General features: G+C 77.9%; 14 protein-coding genes. 5 read left to right on the top strand and 9 right to left on the bottom strand.

The annotated features are described in order from the left end of the window. Complete coding sequence (locus RTG05_RS08720; protein ID WP_315912447.1) at nucleotides 1-1,347, top strand: DUF58 domain-containing protein; 1,347 nt, start codon at nucleotides 1-3, stop codon at nucleotides 1,345-1,347. Then, nucleotides 1,344-3,701 carry a transglutaminase TgpA family protein gene (locus RTG05_RS08715; protein WP_166528313.1) on the top strand — a complete coding sequence of 786 codons (2,358 nt, stop codon included), beginning with the start codon at nucleotides 1,344-1,346 and terminating at the stop codon, nucleotides 3,699-3,701. The genes RTG05_RS08720 and RTG05_RS08715 overlap by 4 nt, the downstream gene beginning before the upstream one ends. 65 nt (nucleotides 3,702-3,766) lie before the next feature. Here RTG05_RS08715 and RTG05_RS08710 read toward each other — a convergent pair whose 3' ends face one another. The 3 genes from RTG05_RS08710 to dinB form a co-directional block, all read right to left on the bottom strand. Next, complete coding sequence (locus RTG05_RS08710) at nucleotides 3,767-4,105, bottom strand: DUF2750 domain-containing protein (protein ID WP_166528312.1); 339 nt, start codon at nucleotides 4,103-4,105, stop codon at nucleotides 3,767-3,769. 84 nt (nucleotides 4,106-4,189) lie between these two features. After that, nucleotides 4,190-4,600 (bottom strand): SCO2097 family morphological protein, encoded by a 411-nt coding sequence (locus RTG05_RS08705; RefSeq protein ID WP_166528311.1) that lies wholly within the window; start codon nucleotides 4,598-4,600, stop codon nucleotides 4,190-4,192. A 232-nt stretch (nucleotides 4,601-4,832) separates the two neighbouring features. Further along, complete coding sequence (gene dinB, locus RTG05_RS08700; protein ID WP_166528310.1) at nucleotides 4,833-6,077, bottom strand: DNA polymerase IV; 1,245 nt, start codon at nucleotides 6,075-6,077, stop codon at nucleotides 4,833-4,835. 215 nt (nucleotides 6,078-6,292) lie between these two features. Between dinB and RTG05_RS08695 the strand changes: the two genes are divergently transcribed. From RTG05_RS08695 to RTG05_RS08685, 3 genes are all read left to right on the top strand, one after another. Continuing rightward, nucleotides 6,293-6,562 carry a BatC protein gene (locus RTG05_RS08695; protein WP_166528309.1) on the top strand — a complete coding sequence of 90 codons (270 nt, stop codon included), beginning with the start codon at nucleotides 6,293-6,295 and terminating at the stop codon, nucleotides 6,560-6,562. A gap of 248 nt (nucleotides 6,563-6,810) precedes the next feature. Beyond that, nucleotides 6,811-7,887, top strand: coding sequence for a cupin domain-containing protein (locus tag RTG05_RS08690; protein ID WP_315912445.1), 1,077 nt, complete (start codon nucleotides 6,811-6,813; stop codon nucleotides 7,885-7,887). 19 nt (nucleotides 7,888-7,906) lie between these two features. Further along, nucleotides 7,907-8,848, top strand: coding sequence for a ferredoxin family protein (locus tag RTG05_RS08685; RefSeq protein WP_315912444.1), 942 nt, complete (start codon nucleotides 7,907-7,909; stop codon nucleotides 8,846-8,848). Nucleotides 8,849-8,858: 10 nt separating this feature from the next. On the opposite strand, the gene RTG05_RS08680 is transcribed toward RTG05_RS08685, so the two are convergent. From RTG05_RS08680 to RTG05_RS08655, 6 genes are all read right to left on the bottom strand, one after another. Further along, nucleotides 8,859-10,046: an alkaline phosphatase family protein gene (locus tag RTG05_RS08680; RefSeq protein ID WP_166528307.1), complete on the bottom strand. Its 1,188-nt coding sequence runs from the start codon at nucleotides 10,044-10,046 to the stop codon at nucleotides 8,859-8,861. Further along, nucleotides 10,043-10,798 carry a methyltransferase domain-containing protein gene (locus tag RTG05_RS08675; protein ID WP_315912443.1) on the bottom strand — a complete coding sequence of 252 codons (756 nt, stop codon included), beginning with the start codon at nucleotides 10,796-10,798 and terminating at the stop codon, nucleotides 10,043-10,045. The genes RTG05_RS08680 and RTG05_RS08675 overlap by 4 nt, the downstream gene beginning before the upstream one ends. A gap of 79 nt (nucleotides 10,799-10,877) precedes the next feature. Next, nucleotides 10,878-11,348 (bottom strand): VOC family protein, encoded by a 471-nt coding sequence (locus RTG05_RS08670; protein ID WP_166528306.1) that lies wholly within the window; start codon nucleotides 11,346-11,348, stop codon nucleotides 10,878-10,880. Nucleotides 11,349-11,570: 222 nt separating this feature from the next. Further along, complete coding sequence (locus RTG05_RS08665) at nucleotides 11,571-15,305, bottom strand: DNA polymerase III subunit alpha (protein ID WP_166528305.1); 3,735 nt, start codon at nucleotides 15,303-15,305, stop codon at nucleotides 11,571-11,573. Further along, the gene (locus tag RTG05_RS08660) at nucleotides 15,302-15,784 is read right to left on the bottom strand and encodes an SAV_6107 family HEPN domain-containing protein (RefSeq protein ID WP_166528304.1); all 483 of its coding nucleotides are present in this window, start codon (nucleotides 15,782-15,784) and stop codon (nucleotides 15,302-15,304) included. The genes RTG05_RS08665 and RTG05_RS08660 overlap by 4 nt, the downstream gene beginning before the upstream one ends. Beyond that, entirely contained in the window at nucleotides 15,784-16,095 is a 312-nt protein-coding gene (locus RTG05_RS08655) for a DUF6504 family protein (RefSeq protein ID WP_166528303.1), read from the bottom strand. The genes RTG05_RS08660 and RTG05_RS08655 overlap by 1 nt, the downstream gene beginning before the upstream one ends. Nucleotides 16,096-16,418 lie beyond the last annotated feature (323 nt).

Here is a 16,418-nt window from a genome sequence, read left to right as displayed (position 1 = left end):
GTGGCCGGCCCGGTCGCCACCGCGCTGGCCAGCCTCACGCTGCGCGGCCGCTGCCTGGTCGCCGCCGGGCTCACCCTCCTGCTGCTCGGTGTGCTGCTGGGCGAGACGCCGCTGGTGCAGGTGGCGGTGTTCGTGCTGGCCCTGCCGCTGCTGTCGGCGCTGGCCGTGGCCCGGCACCGCTTCCGGGTCGCCGCGCGGCGCACCGTCACCCCCGCCCGGGTGCCGCGGGGGGGCGACGCGGAGGTGCTGCTGGAGCTCTCCAACGCCGGCCGCGGCACCGGCGGGCTGTGGCTGCTGGCCGAGACGGTGCCGCCGGAGCTCGGCCCGGCCCCGCAGTTCGTCGTGGACCGGTTGCCCGGCGGGCGGGCGGCGACGCTGCACTACCGGGTGCACGGCGGGCGCCGCGGCCGCCACCGTCTGGGGCCGCTGCGGCTGCGGCTGGTGGACCCCTTCGGCCTGGTGCTGCGCAGCGTCGTCGGCGCCGACACCGCGCCGCTGGTCGTGGTGCCCCGGGTGGTGCCGCTCGGTCCCGGCGGGCCCGGCGGCGGGCAGGGCGGCGGTGGGTCGGGCGCGCGCCGGTCGATCGCCGTCCACGGGGAGGACGATGTCAGCACCCGGCCGTACCGGCAGGGCGACGACCTGCGCAAGGTGCACTGGCGGGCGACGGCCCGCTCCGGGGAGCTGATGGTGCGGCTGGAGGAGCGGCCCTGGCGCGCGCAGGCCACCCTGCTGCTGGACACCCGCACCCGCGCCCACCTGCTCGCCCGCCCCACCCCCGCCGACCGGCGGGTCCCCGACGCGCTCCCGCCGGACAGCCTGGAGTGGCTGGTCGAGGCGGCGGCCAGCATCGGCACCGAGCTGATCGCGCGCGGCGCCACGGTGCGGGTGGTCACCGAGGCCGCCGAGCTGACCGGCGACCGGCCCGGCGCGGGACGGGGCCCCGAGGAGCTGCTGGACCTGCTCGCCACGGTGACGCCGTCCCGGCTGACCGGCCTGGGCCCCGGGCTGGGGGTGCTGACCCGGGCGGCCGGGGAGGGTCCCGTCGTGGCGCTGCTCGGGGCGGTCGGGCCCGACGACGCCGCGGAGCTGGTGCGGGTCCGCTCCGGCCCGGCCGCCGACCTCGCCGTCCTCGTCGACGTGGGCAGCTGGGCCGAGGCCGACGGCGCCCGCCGGCGGCGGCCGGTCGGGTCCGCCGCGCGCGCGGAGCTCACCCGCCAGCAGGAGGCGGCGGCGGACCTGCTGCGCGCGGCCGGCTGGCAGGTCACCGTCGCCGGCGCCGGGGAGTCCGTGGCCGACGCGTGGGCCCGGGTCGTGCGGCCCGCCGCCGTGCCGGGCGGCCGGTGGTGAGCGGGGACACCGCGCGCACGCTGCTGCGCGACGCCGGCACGACCGGGGCCGCCGCGGTCGCCACCGTCCTGGGCACCCTCGCGCTGGTGCCGGTGTTCACCGCCGGCGACTGGCTGCCCCCGGTGCTGGCCGCCGTGACCGCCGTGGCCGCCGCCGGCCTGCTGCTGCGGGTGGCCGGCGCAGCCCTCGCCGGGGACCGCCCGGTGCCCGGCTGGTGGACGGCACTGGTGCGTGCCGCCGTCCCCGTCGGTCAGCTGGCCGTGCTGGTCTGCGTGCTGACGACGCTGTTCGCCCCCGACCAGGCGTGGGGTGGCTGGCTGCCGACGGGCGCCAGCCTGGCCGACCTCGGCGCGGTGATGGCCGACGGGACCGTGGAGCTGCGCGAGCAGAGCACGCCGGCCCTCCCGCTGACCGGCCTGCTGACCCTCACCACGCTGATGGCCGGCCTGGTCGCCCTCGCCGTGGACCAGGTGGCCGTCGGTGCCCGCCGGCCGGCGTTGGCCGGGCTCGGCCTGCTGGTCCTCCTCTGCGTCCCGGTGAGCACGGTGACCGGCTCGGTCGGCGTGCTGCCGGTGGCCGCGCCGTCCGCCGGGCTGGCGCTGCTGCTGTTCGCCGACCAGCACCGGCAGCTGGGCCGCCGGCTGGCGGGGGGACGGCGCCCGCTGCTGGGGCCCGGGACGCTCACCGCCGTCCGGACCGGGGCGGCCGCCGTGCTGCTCGGGCTGGTCGTCGGCGCCGTCGTCCCCACGCTGAGCGAGGGCACCCGGTCCTTCGGCTTCGGCCGCGGCGGGGGTGGCGGCTCCACCGGCACCGCCCTGGACCCGGCGGCGGCCCTGCAGGGGCAGCTGACCCTGGACGAGCCGGTCGAGCTGCTGGAGCTCACCGCCTCGGTGCCCGACCCCGGGCACCTGCGCGTCGTGGCGCTGGAGGTCTACGACGCCGACGCGGGCTGGCGGATCGGCAACCTCGACGGGCAGGCGGCGGTCGCCGACGGGCCGGGGCTGGCCCTGCCCGGCCGGCAGGGCGGCCGGCCGGTCGACGCGCTGGTCACCGCGCTCGGCCACGAGGACCGGTTCCTGCCGCTGCTGTACGCGCCCCAGTCGGTGGACGTGGCCGCGCCGGACCAGTGGCGGTTCGACCCGGCCACGGGCACGGTGTTCGGCCGGGAGGTGTCGACGGCGGGGCAGAGCTGGTCGGTGGCGGCGGTGGAGCCGCGGCCCACGCCCGAGCAGCTGGCCGCGTCCGGCGAGCTGCCGCCGGAGCTGCCGCTGGTGCAGCGCTACACCGCCCTGCCGCCGCTCGACCCGACCGTCGAGGAACTGGTGGACACGCTGACCGCGGACGCGGGGACGCCGTACGAGCGGGTGCAGGCGGTGTACGGGCACTTCACCGACCCGGCCAACGACTACCAGTACTCCCTGTCGACCGCGCCGGGCACCGGCGGCGACGACCTCGCGGACTTCCTGCGGCTGCGGCAGGGCTACTGCGAGCAGTACGCCGGTGCGATGGCGGCCCTGGTCCGGGCGGCCGGCGTCCCGGCGCGGGTGGTGCTCGGCTACACCCCCGGCACGCCGCAGTCCGACGGCAGCCGGCTGGTCACCAGCGACGACGCGCACGCCTGGGTGGAGGTCTACTTCGACGACCTGGGCTGGGTCCCCTACGACCCGACCCCGATCGACACCGACCGCGCGGTGGAGCTGCCCTGGGCCCCCCGCGCCCCGGACCAGGAGGTCGACCCGCGCACCGACCCGCTGCCCGCGCCGCTGCCCGCGCCGGCACCCCGGGCCCCGCAGGAGCTGCCCGCGCCGCAGGAGCTGCCGACCGCGCAGGCCGCGCCGCAGCAGAGCGGCTCGTGGGTCCCGGCGCTGCGCACCGCGGGCCTGGCGCTGGCGGCCGTGGCCCTGGCCGCGGTCCCGGCCGGGTTGCGGGTGGTGCAGCGGCGCCGCCGGCTGGCCACCGGCAGCCCCGCGGCGCTGTGGGACGAACTGGCCGCCACCGCGCTCGACGTGGGCCGGACCGCCGACCCGGCGCGGACGCCGCGGCAGGTGGCCGGGCAGCTGGCCGACGCGGCTGCGGCCGGCGGCGGGGTGCACCGGCCGCACCGCCGACGCGCACCGGGAGGGGACGTGGGCGGGGCGGTCGCCCGGCTGGCCCGCGCCGAGGAGGCGGCCAGCTACGCCCGGCCCGGCAGCGTCCCCGCCGTCGGCCCGGAGCTGCGCGCGGACCTCACCACCGCCCGCCGCGGGCTGCTGGCCGCAGCCCCGCGGGCGCTCCGGCTGCGCGCGCTGCTGCTGCCGCCCTCCCTGCTCGGCGGGCTGCCGCGGCCACTCCGCCGCACACCCCTGCGCAGCTGAGGGAGGACCCCCGTGCCCCCACCGCTCGCGAGCTCGCGGCGGGGCCCCTGCACAGGGGTCCTCCCTCAGACGGGCCGGTCGAGCTGGAGGCGCAGCAGCCGCTCGGTGAGCTCGGCCAGCGGCACGGTGGCCGGGAACCGCCCGCCCCGGCTGTCCAGGCCCGCCTCCCCCACCCCGGCGGCCACCCACTCCGGGATCGCCTCGAGCAGCGCCTCGACGTCGAGGAACAGCGGCCGCTCGCCGGGCTCGGCGCCGTCGCGCGACTCCGCCTCGGCCTGGTCGGCGTCGGTCCACAGCGGGACGACGTCGCGCCCCTCGCCGTCGGTCCACGGGGCCACGCCGTCCTCGTCGCCCCAGGCCCACAGGCCGCCGGTGGCGGCGAGGGCCTCCTCCACGTCGGTCACGGCGTCTCCCGGGTCGGTCGGTGGGCGGACACGACGACGGCCGCCGTCCGGGGAGGGACGGCGGCCGTCGTGGGGTGCCGGGGGCTACTGGTCGTAGCGGCGGCGGAAGCGCTCCTCGAGCCGGCTCTTCAGCGGCTGGCGGCGGGCCTTGCTGCTGCCGCCGCGGCCACCGCGGCCGGCTGCCGAGCCGCCGGCGGGCACGCCGGGGCCGGCCTCGACCACACCGGTGCCGGAGCGGTAGTTCAGGACGGCGAGCGCCAGCCCGCCGAAGGCGACCAGGAAGCCCAGGACGCCCAGCGGCACGGACGGGATGACCGCACCGCCGATGAGCGCAGCCATCCCGACGACGAACAACAGGAAGCCGAGCTGCAGCTTGCGGCGCGCCTTGCTGCGGCGGTCACCGGTGCGGACAGACGAGGCGAACTTGGGATCGTCGTCGACGAGGGCGCGCTCGATCTGCTCCAGCAGTCGCTGCTCGTGCTCGGAGAGCGGCACGTCGACCTCCACGTGGGCCAAGACCAGTACCCGACGGCGTGTCCGCCGTCGGTGATACCGAGGATACGAGCCCTCCGCGGGGTGCGAAAGGCGAGCCGCGCACGGCTCGCCGTGATCACCCCAGCGGGTGGTCCCGTGTCTCGGCCAGGAGACGAACGGGGTGCTGCCGGAGTTCCCGCTCCCGGCGTGGGCCGACCGGCGTGGCGCGGCGTGCCACCGGCGACACGGGGCGTCACCGGGCGCCCCTCCCGTCGCGGTGCAGCCCGTCGCGGTGCAGCCCGTCGCGGTGCAGCCCGTCGCGGTGCAGCAGCGTCGCCGGGCGGACCGCGCCGGCACCGAAGCGGCGGGCGGCCCGGTCGGCGGCCAGCTCCGCCTCGCGGCGGCCGCGCTCGCGGGCGCCCAGCTGCAGCTGCCGCGGCGTCGACCCGGCCGGCACCAGGCGCTCGGCGCGCACCCCGACCAGCCGGATGCGCGCCCGTTCCAGGCCCAGGGCGTCGAAGAGCGCGCGGGCGGTGTCGTACAGCTCCTGCCCGACGTCGGTGGGGACGTCGAGGGTGCGGCTGCGGGTGATCGTGGCGAAGTCGGCGAACCGGACCTTGACGGTCACCGTGCGGGCCAGCCAGCCGCCCGAGCGCAGCCGGCCGGCCGTCCGCTCGGACAGCCGCAGCAGCTCCCGGTGGATCACGGCGGGGTCGTCGACGTCGGTGCCGAAGGTCTCCTCGTGCCCGGTGGACCGCTCCGGCTCGTCGGGCACCACCCGGCGCGGGTCGCGGCCCCAGGACAGCTCGTGCAGGTGTGCACCGGCCGCCGTCCCCACCGCCCGCTGCAGGGTGCGCACCGGCACGTGCGCCAGGTCGCCGACGGTGCGCAGGCCCAGCCGCAGCAGCACCTCCTCGGTCTTCGCGCCCACGCCCCACAGCGCCCCGACCGGCAGCGGGTGCAGGAACCCCATGACCTCGGCGGGGCGGACCACCCGCAGCCCGTCGGGCTTGGCGGCGGTGGAGGCCAGCTTGGCCAGCGACTTGGTGCCGGCCACCCCGACCGAGCAGGTGATGCCCTGCTCGTCGTGGACGCGGGCGCGCAGGTACTCCCCGATCTCCGCGGCGTCGCCCAGCCGCCGCCCGGCGCCGGCGACGTCGAGGAAGGCCTCGTCCAGGGACAGCGGCTCCACCAGCGGGGTGATCGAGCGGAACAGCGCCATGACCGAGCGGGACACCTCCGCGTAGAGCGCCATGTCCCCCGGCAGCACCGTCGCCGTCGGGCACAGCCGCAGCGCCCGTGACGTCGGCATCGCCGCGTGCACGCCGTACCGGCGGGCCTCGTAGGTGGCCGAGGTCACCACGCCGCGGTTGCCGGCCCCGCCGACGACGACCGGCGTCCCGGCCAGCTCCGGGCGGCGGCGCACCTCGACGCTGGCGAAGAACGCGTCCATGTCGACGTGCAGCACGGTGCAGCCCACGGCGCGCAGCGACGACACCGGCCCTCCTCCCCGAACACGTGTTCGACCCGACGGGAGGACGCTAGCGCCCTCGGCACCACCCCGGCACCCCGGCGCGGCGCCGTGACCGAGCCGTTGCCCACCGGCCGTCCCCGCTGGTCGAGGTGGGAGTGTGCGTGGAAGATGGATGAGGTACAGCAACGCCCGGCGGGCCGCCGGCCGGCGGCCCGGACCCCGCACCGAAGAGGAGACCCATGGCGCTCGACGACGACGACATGACCAGCACCGAGGGCCACGGCCCGGCCGACGGCGGCGCTGACGGCGGTGCCGACGGTGGCGCCGACGGCGGTGCCGACGGCGGCGCGGGTCACGGCCCGGCCGACGGCGGCGCGGTCGGCGGAGGGTCCGACGGCGGTGCCGACGGTGGTGCCGACGGCGGCGCGGGTCACGGCCCGGCCGACGGCGGCGCGGCCGGTGGCGGGTCCGACGGCGGTGCCGACGGCGGCGCGGACGGTTCCGCCTGACCGAGGACCACACCACCCAGGGCCGGCCGGGGGACTCCCGGCCGGCCCTGCGGCGGTGCACCGCACTGGAGCCGCGGGTCTTCGCCGAGGAGTACTGGGCCCGTCGGCCGCTGCTGACCCGCGCCCAGGACATCGGGAACGGGGCCCCCGGCGCCTCCTTCGCCGACCTGCTCGACCTCGCCGCGGTCGACGAGCTGCTGTCCCGCCGCGGGCTGCGGACGCCCTTCCTGCGGATCGCCAAGGACGGCGTGGTCGTCGACCCGAAGCGCTTCACCACCTCCGGGGGCGCCGGCGCGGAGGTCGCCGACCAGGTCTCCTCGGACTCGGTGGCCCGGCTGTTCGCCGAGGGCAGCACCGTCGTCCTGCAGGGCCTGCACCGGCTGTGGCCGCCGCTGATCGAGTTCGCCGACCAGCTGGCCGCGGACCTGGGCCACCCCACGCAGGTCAACGCCTACGTCACCCCGCCGTCCTCGCGCGGCTTCTCCCCGCACTACGACGTCCACGACGTGTTCGTGCTGCAGGTGGCCGGCGAGAAGCACTGGCGCATCCACTCCCCGGTGCTCGTCGACCCGCTGCGCACCCAGCCGTGGAGCGACCGGGCCGCCGCCGTGGCCGCCGCCGCCGAGCGCGAACCGGTCATCGACGCGGTGCTGCGACCCGGTGACGCCCTCTACCTGCCCCGCGGCTACCTGCACTCGGCCACCGCCCTGGGGGCCATCAGCGCCCACCTGACCGTCGGCATCCACTCGGTGACCCGCTGGTCGGCCGCGGAGTCCGCGCTGGACCTGGTGCGCGTGCTGGCCGCCGAGGACCCCGAGCTGCGCCGCTCCCTGCCGCTGGGCGTCGACCTCGCCGACCCCGCTGCCGTCGCCGACGACGTCGACACGGTGGTGGCCGCGCTGAAGGGCTGGCTGGACCGGGTCGACCCGACCGAGGTCGCCGACCGGCTGCGGGCCCGCACGTGGTCGCAGGTCCGCCCCGAGCCGGTCGCACCGCTGGCGCAGGCCAGCGCGGCAGCGGCGTTGTCGCCGGACACGGTGCTCCAGCTGCGCCGCCGGCTGCGCTGCCAGCTGCGCGAGCCCGCCGACGGCCGCGTCACGCTGCTCGCCGGGCGGCGCTCGCTGGAGCTGCCGGCCGAGACCCGGCCCGCGGTGGCCGCGCTGCTGGCCGCCGGCGAGCTCAAGGTCGCCGACCTGCCCGGCCTGGACGCCGCCGACCAGCTCACCCTGGCCCGGCGGCTGGTGACCGAGTCGATCGTCACGGTGCCCGGGGCGACCGCAGAGGACGATGGGGGGCGTGGACGCGCGCCCGGAACCGGATCGTGAGCCGGCCGGACCCCCGGGCGTGACGGCGCCGGCCGACTTCTGCCGGGTCCCCGCGGCCCCCGGGCTGCCCGAGGGCCGGCTCACCGAGGACCGGTGCTCGGTGCAGGCCCTCGTCCGCGGGGACGCCGGTGTCGCGACCGCCTCGCCGGCCCAGCGGTGGCTGCTGGTCGAGCAGCCCGGCCCGTGGGGCACCGACGCCCTCACCCAGTCCCGCTTCGACCCGGCGGTGGCGCCCCGGCTGGCACACCGCGCGCGGGCCGAGGGGGTGCGGGTGCTGCTGATCCGCCGTCCCGGCGACCGGCTGGCCGACTCGCAGCGGCGGTGGGCCTACGTCGACGGCCGGTCCGGCGTCGAGGGCGTGTGGTGGTCGGTGCGCGGCAGCGACGCCGACCTCGTCGACGCACCCTGGGACGGGTCGGTGGGCGAGCGCGCCGACGGGCCGGTCTACCTGGTCTGCGCGCACGGTGCGCACGACGCCTGCTGCGCGCTGCGCGGGCGGCCGCTGGCCCGGACCCTGCCGGCCGAGGACGTCTGGGAGTGCAGCCACCTGGGCGGGTGCCGCTTCGCCGGCAACGTGCTCGTGCTGCCGCACGGCTTCGCCTACGGCCAGCTGCCCGGCGACGGCGCCGAGCTGGTCGCCGCGCACGCCGCCGGCCGGGTGGCGCTGCCGTGGCTGCGCGGCCGCTCGGGGCTGGCCGCGCCGGTGCAGGCCGCCCAGCACACCGCCCGGGCGGAGCTCGCGCTGTACGGCGTCGACGACCTGCGACCCCGCGACGTGCGCCGGCTGACCCCGGCCGGGGTGGACGTCGAGCGGTGGGTGGTGACCCTGGCCGGCCCGGACGGCGACGTGGTCACCGAGGTGGAGAGCCGCCCGTCGGAGCAGGCGGCGCCGCTGACCTGCCGGGCGACGCACCCCGCGCACAGCCGCACCTGGCACGTGCGGCTGCTGTCCGGGCTCTAGCGTCCGGGCGTCAGCCGAGGGCCCGCCCGCGGGCGGCCAGCAGCGGGATGGCCAGCTCCACCGCGGTGAGCGAGCCGTGGTAGCCGACCAGCCTGCTCGGGCCCGGCTCGCGCTCGGTCGCGGTCATCGCCCAGGTGCCGCGGGCCAGCGCGACGACGTCCCCGATCCGCCCGGCCACGCCGTCGTCCACCGGGCCGAAGACGCCGCTGGCGATGGCCTCGTCCCGGCCGGCCACCCAGGCCCGCTCGCCGAGGACCTCCCGCCAGCGGGCCAGCAGGTCGGCCTGCGCGCCGGGCACCGCGTGCAGGTACCGCGCCCGCGGCTCGCCCGCCAGGACGCGCACGCCGTCGGTGAGCTCGGGGGTGGCGTCGAGGTCCAGCCGGGTCCCAGCGGGGACGTCGAGCATCCCGTGGTCGGCGGTGACCAGCAGCGCGGCGTCGTCCGGCAGGCCGTCGACGACCTGCTCCACCAGGCGGTCGACCAGCTGCAGCTGGGCGCGCCAGCCGGCCGAGTCCACGCCGCGGACGTGGCCGGTGAGGTCGAGCTCGGCGGTGTAGCCGTAGACCAGCGTGCGGGGTGCGGCGGCCAGCGACTGCAGCACCACGGCGGCCAGGTCGCCGGCACCGACCGTGCCGGAGTAGCGGGCGCCGCGGTAGGCGGCGCGGGACAGCCCGGAGCCGGCGAAGGCGTAGGGGGCGGCGACGGTGACCTCCACGCCGGCGTCGGCGGCCTGCGCGAAGACGCTGCGCCGCGGCTGCCAGACGTCGGGGTCGGGGTCGTCGCGCCACCGGACGTGGTCCAGCGTGCGGTCCTCCCCCGTGGCGCTCCGTTGACCGGGGACGATCGTGACGAAGCCGAGGACGCCGTGGCTGCCCGGCGGCAGGCCGGTGCCCAGGGTGGTGAGGCTGACCGGGGTGGTGCTGGGGCAGGGGGCGGACAGGTCGCCGGCCGGTGTGGCCAGCGCGGCGAGGGTCGGGGCCAGGGAGGCGTGCTCCCGCACCAGGCTCGCGCCCAGGCCGTCGACGAGCAGGACCGCGACCCGACGGGCGCCGCCGAGCGCGGCGGTGAGGCCCAGTGGGTCGGCCGGCAGGTCGTCGCGCACCACCGGCACGCCGAGGGCGGCGGCGGCGCCGGGCAGCACGTCGGCGAGGCTGGCACTGCCGTAGGCGGGGCGGGCGAGGTCGGCGGGGAGCCTCACGGGCGGGTCGCGAGCAGGTGCAGCCCGGCGGCGACGTCGCGGTAGGGCGAGGTGGCGGCCAGCGCGAGCTCCAGGCGGCGGACCGCCTCGGGATCGGCCGACGCGTCACCGGAGGCCGTGTCGAGCAGGTCGGCGACGACGGCGACCCCCCGCCAGGAGCCCGGCTGCAGCCCGGCGGCCTCGACGAGGGCGAGCAGGTCCGCCGGGGTGAACCGGCGCCGCGCCGGGCGGCTGGCGCGGCGGGGGGCGGGGTCGCGGTCCTCCAGCAGGGACAGCGCCTCGACCGGGTGCCCGGAGACGGCGCGGGCCAGCACCGCGCCGGCCCGGTTGGCGGTGGCCACGCTGGCGGTGCCGCCGGGGCGCAGGGCGCGGCCCAGCTCGCCGAGGGTGGCGGCGGGGTCGTCGACCACCTCGAGCACCGCGTGGCACAGGGCCAGGTCGTAGCCGCCGCCCCCGACCCCGGGCAGGACCTCGTGCAGCAGGTCGCCGTCGCCCTGCACGCCGTGCACCCGCGCCCCGACGCCGGCGGTGTCGGCCCGCCGCGTCAGCGTGGCGAGGGCGTCGGCGCTGGGGTCGACCACGGTGACGTCGTGCCCCAGGCGGGCCAGCCGGACGGCGGAGTTGCCGGTGCCGCCGCCGACGTCGAGGACCCGCAGCGGGTCTCCCCCGACGAGCGGGTCGAGGGCGGCCCAGACGGCGGCCGCGCGGACGGGCAGCTGGTCCGCGGCGGACGCGGCGGGGGCGGGCGGCACCCGTCGGAGCCTAGTGCCGCCCGGCGGGTACGGCCCCCGTGCAGGGACCCGCCGCGAGCTCGCGGGTGGCGGGGGTCCTTCACCCGTCGGCGGCCCGGCGGATCTCGGCGAGGTCGATGCGGCGCATCCGCATCATCGCCTCGCTGGCCCGGCGGGCGCGGTCGGGGTCGGGGTCGCCGAGCAGGGCGGGCAGGTCGGTGGGGACGACCTGCCAGGAGACGCCGAAGCGGTCCTTGAGCCAGCCGCACTGGCTCTCCTCACCGCCCTCGGTCAGCCGGGTCCAGTAGTGGTCGGCCTCCTCCTGGTCGCGGCAGGCGATCTGGAAGGACACCGCCTCGGTGAACCGGAACTCCGGGCCGCCGTTGAGCGCGACGTAGTCCTGGCCGTCGAGGGTGAAGGCCACGGTCATGACGCCACCCTCGGGCGCGGGCATGCCCGGCCCGTAGCGGGTCACCTCGCCGATGGAGGAGTTGGGGAAGATCGAGGTGTAGTGCTGCGCGGCCTGCTCGGCCTGGCCGTCGAACCACAGGCACGGGATCTGCGTGGGCACGGGGGGCTCCTTCCTCGGTGGTGTGCCGGGTAGACGTCGGCGGCACACCGAACTCATCGGTGGGCGGGCGCGCCGATCCGCTGCGGGCACCCGGACCGTGGGCGGACCGCTGTACCCAGGTCGCCCACACCCGGGCCGGTGACGGGCCACCGGGGTACAGCGACGGCTCCCTCCCGGGTCCCACGCCGAGCGGAGCGAGGAGTGGGGAGAGGGGGCCCTGCTTCAGTGGCCGGAGCTGCCCGGGCTGGAGTGCCACAGCTTGCGCGGGGCGCCGGCATCGCGCCTGGCCACGGTCATCGCGTCCTCCCCGGCGGGCTTGACGTCGGCGTAGGGCGACATCCGGAACCCGGTGGGGTGCACCAGCACCGGCCGGACGACGACCGGCCGCGGCCCGCGTGAGGCCGCCGCCCCGGCGATCGAGTCCTCGGTGTACTCCCCCGCCGCCGCCATCTGCTCGGCCACCGCGTCCAGCCCGCCGGTCTCCCACGCCTCGTGCAGCGCCGGCAGCTCCCAGGCCCCGGTGGCGCGGATGGAGACCCCGCGCGGGCCGGTGCGCCGCAGCACCCCGCGGACGACCAGCAGCCACGAGTGGAAGACGGTGGCGGCGTAGGGGCCCTGCGCGTCCTCGAAGAAGGTCGAGTCGGTGCAGCCGGTCCCGTCGTCCAGGGTCACGAACACCACCCGGCGGCCGGAGCGGATCGGCGGGGTCTGGGTGGCCACCTTGACCCCGGCGACCAGCACCTCGGCGCCGCTGCGGCTGCCGAGCAGCTCCCCCGCCGGCACCGCGCCGAGCGCGGCGAGGAACGGCCGGTAGAAGTCGACGACGTGCCGGCTGGCGTCCAGGCCGAGCACCTCCAGCTCGGCGCGCACCAGCTCGGCGTCGGTGAACTCCGGCAGCCCGCTGCCGGGGGCCCAGGCCGGTCCGGTCTCCTCCTCCGGCAGCTCCAGCCCGAGCAGGTCCAGGCTCAGCTGGCCGGTGGTGGCGACGCGGGCGTCGCTGCGACGCAGGCGGTCCAGCTCGCCGATCTGCAGCAGCAGGTCGCGGCGGGTGACCTGGTGGCGGCCGCGGGTGGGCCGGCCGGCCTCCCGGTCGCGGACGCCGAAGCCGTAGAGGGAGTCGAACCCGCCGGCCAGCACCAACCGCTCCACCACCGGCCGGGACACCGACGCGCGCTGCCAGAAGTCGGCGAGCGAGCGGTAGGGCTGCCCGGCCACGATCCGGTCGACCTCCTCGGCGGAGATGCCCTTCACGTCGGCCAGGGACAGCCGGATGCCGTGGCGGGAGGGGTCGGCCATGGCCGCCGGCATCCACCCCGGCCGGGTCCACGCCTCGCCGTCGTCCCCGGGGTCGACCCGTTCCACCCGGTAGGTGCCGGTCGAGGCGTTGACGTCCAGGCCCAGCACGCGCACGCCGAAGTTGCGGGCGTCGTCGAGGATCAGCCGCTTGGGGTACATGCCCGGGTCGTGGGTGAGCACCCCGGCGAGGAAGGCCGCCGGGTGGTGGGTCTTCAGCCACGCGGACTGGTAGGTGGGCAGGGCGAACGCGGCGGCGTGGGCCTTGCAGAAGCCGAAGGAGCCGAAGGCGACCAGCACCTGCCACACCTGCTCGACCACCTCGACCGGGTAGCGCGCCACCGCCAGGGGCATGAACCAGGCGCGCACCTCGGCGTGCAGCTCCCGGTCCCCCAGCGCGCGGCGCGCCTCGTCGGCCTGGGCCAGGTCGCAGCCGGTCATCTGCGCGACGATCTGCAGCACCTGCTCGTGGAAGACGACGACCCCGGCGGTCTGCTCCAGGTACGGGGCGAGGTCGGGGTGCGGGTAGACCGGGTCCCGCCAGCCGTTCCGCGCCAGCAGGAACGGGGTGACCATGTCGCTCTTCACCGGCCCGGGCCGGAACAGCGAGATGTCGATGACGACGTCCTCGAAGGACTCCGGGCCGAACTTGCCGACCAGCTCGCGCTGGCCAGGCGACTCGATCTGGAACATGCCGAGCGTCCGGGTGCTGCGGATCAGCTCGAAGGTCGTCGGGTCGTCGCGCGGGACGGCGTCGATGTCGACCTGCTCGTGGTCCACCCGCTGCACTTCGGAGAGCGCGTGCGCGATGGCCGACTGCATGCGGATGCCCAGCAGGTCCAGCTTGAGCAGCCCGAGCTCCTCGACGTCGTCCTTGTCGAACTGGCTCATCGGGTAGCCCAGGTAGCTGTTCTCCACCGGGGTGCGGTCCAGCAGCGTGGCGTCGGACAGCAGCACCCCGCACGGGTGCAGCGCGATGTGCCGGGGCAGCCCGTCGAGCCGGGCGACCAGGTCGAACAGCAGGTCCAGGTCGCCGGTGCCGCCGCCGCGCTTGGAGCCCAGCCGGCTGGCCCGCAGCTCGGGGAGGTCGCGGAGCGCGGCGTGCACCTGGCTGGCCCGGATGTGCGGGAAGGCCTTGGCGACCGCGTCCACCTCGGCCGGCGGCAGGCCGAGCGCGGCGCCGACGTCGCGGACGGCGTGCCGCACCCGGTAGGTGTCCATCATCGAGATGCAGCTGACCCGGTGCGCCCCGAAGCGGCCGATCACCGCGTCGTAGACCTCCATCCGGCGGGCGGACTCCACGTCGATGTCGACGTCGGGCAGCTGGTGGCGCAGCGGGGAGAGGAAGCGCTCCATCAGCAGGCCGTAGCGCATCGGGTCGACGTCGGAGATGCCCAGCAGGTAGGTGACCAGGCTGCCGGCCCCCGACCCCCGGGCCGCGGCCCGGACCCCGAGGCCCTTGATGAGGTCGACGACGTCGGCGACGGTGAGGAAGTAGGACGGGTAGCCGAGGGAGTCGATCACGGCCAGCTCGTCGTCCAGCCGGCGGGTCACCTCCGCCGTGCCGGCCATGCCGCGCCGGCCCAGCCCGGCCTCGCAGCGGGCGCGCAGCACCGCCGAGGGGCCCAGGCCCCGCTCGGCCGGGGTGGTCACCACGTCCAGCTCCGGATGGCGCACGGTGCCGATGCCCAGGTCGCCCCGGACGTCGACGGCGCACTGCTCGGCCAGCCGGGCGGTGCGCTCCAGCAGCCGCAGCGCCGCATCGCGGTCGGGGCCGGCGAGGTCCGCGGCGACCTCGGCCATCTCCTTGCCCGACTTCAGGTACCCCTCGGCGGTGCGCCGGTCGACGTGCCGGGTGTCCAGCGGCACCAGCCGGCGGGCGGCGTCCAGGACGTCGGCGGTGGGCGCGTCCAGGGCGTCGACGTGGCGGACGGCGTTGGTCAGCACGACTGGCACGCCCTCCGCCGCGGCGAAGCGCAGCAGCGCCTGCGCCCGGGAGCGGTCCCCCCGGCCGCGGTGGTGCACGACCTCGAGCACCAGCGACCCGGGCCCGAACACCGCGCGCCAGGCCGACAGCCGGGCGGCGGCCAGGTCGGCCCGGCCGGCGGCCAGCGCCCGGCCGACCGGGGAGTCCGGGCCCAGCAGGGCCACCAGCCCGGGAGCGTGCTCGGCGGCCAGCGCCAGCGAGCCCACCGGCTCCCCGCGGGTGCCGCGCAGGTGCGTCGCGCTGGTCAGCCGGCACAGCGACCGCCAGCCGGCGCCGTCCCGGGCGAGGAAGGTGACCCGCGGCCGCCGCGGGTCCACGGCCGCCCCGCCGCGGGCCGGCGACCGGCGTCCGGTACCGCCGGAGGCAGGCGGGTCCGGCCGGCGGGCTTGCGCCCGCTGCGCCGAGTGCGTGCCGCCGACGACCGGGGCCAGCGGCGGCGGGACGGCCGTGTCCACCGAGGACGTCACCGCCAGGTCCACCCCGAACAGCGGTCGCACGTCGGCCGCCCGGCAGGCGAGGGCGAACTTGACCGCGCCGTAGAGCCCGTCGCGGTCGGTGAGCGCCAGCGCCCGCATGCCGTGCTCGACCGCCCGCTGGACCAGGTCCGCGGGGTGGTTGGCCCCGTACCGCAGGGAGTAGCCGGAGGCGACGTGGAGGTGGACGAAGGGGTCGGTCACCGCCCGTTCCGGGCGGAGCCGCCGACCACCCGGGGACGGGCCCGCCGCGGCGACTCCGGCGGCGACGTGCTGCCCAGGGTGGCATCCACGACGGTGAGGAACGCCCGCACGTCGCGGACGAGGTCGTCGGCCTCGCGGTCGGTGACCGCCCGGGACAGCCCCGCCTCGGCCGCGGCCCGCTTGGCCGCCCCGGCGGCGAAGAAGGTGGCCCACTCCCCCAACTCGGGGGCGACCTGGCCGAGCAGCACCCAGGCGCTGCGCGGGCGGCGCCGGCCGGACTCCGGCCGGGTGCGGGCGGCCAGCACCGCCGCGGCGGCCCGCAGCGCGCCGAGGTGGGCGGTGGCGTAGCGCTGCCGGGCGTCGGCGCTCGCCGCCGCCTCGGCCAGCGCCCGGGAGGCCTGGTCGAGCAGCTGGCGGGCGGCCTGGGGCAGCGCCGGGGGCAGGGGCAGCTGGTCGGCCATGACGCGGACGGCTCCCATCAGTCGTGCACCCGCACGAGCGACCAGCGGTTGTCCGTCGACTCCCAGCTGAGGTCGTAGACGCCGGCGAAGCTCATCCGCGACCGGCCGGCCCGGACCGCCTCGACCCGCCACACCTCGCGGGTGGCGACCAGCTCGGCCGACGCGCCGGTGCCCGCGGCGCCGTGGCGCCACCACGGGGCGGTCTCCACCCAGGAGTCGAGCAGCTCACCCACGACGTAGCGCGACTGTCCGCGCCAGAACTGCGCCGGGCCCAGCGCGCCGCGCTCGACCCGGACCTCCTCGCCGACCCCGCTCAGCACCCGGCCCATGACTGACTCCCCACCGCTCCCCGCCGCCCCACCGGCCCCGGCCCGCCGCACCGGGTGGGGAAGGACCCGGGTGCGGCAGGAGGCCGGCGTTGCTCGAACACGTGTTCGAACGGTGTCGAGTAGACCCGACACCGCCGACATCGTCAAGCGGACCTACGACAGAACGGCACGCGGCCAGGGCCCAGGGGGACCGCTGCCACCTGCACGGACACGGGGCCGGACCACTCCGCGGACGCCGCCGGGGCACCTCCGGCCGAGCCGCGGCTGCACCTCCCGGCGCAGGACGAGGATCCGTCGGCTACAGGTCCAGGACCAGGACGAGC

Source organism: Geodermatophilus sp. DSM 44513 (assembly GCF_032460525.1).
Classification (GTDB): Bacteria; Actinomycetota; Actinomycetes; order Mycobacteriales; family Geodermatophilaceae; genus Geodermatophilus.
Note: the sequence above shows the minus strand (reverse complement) of the source record. Positions and strands in the feature narration are given on the sequence as shown.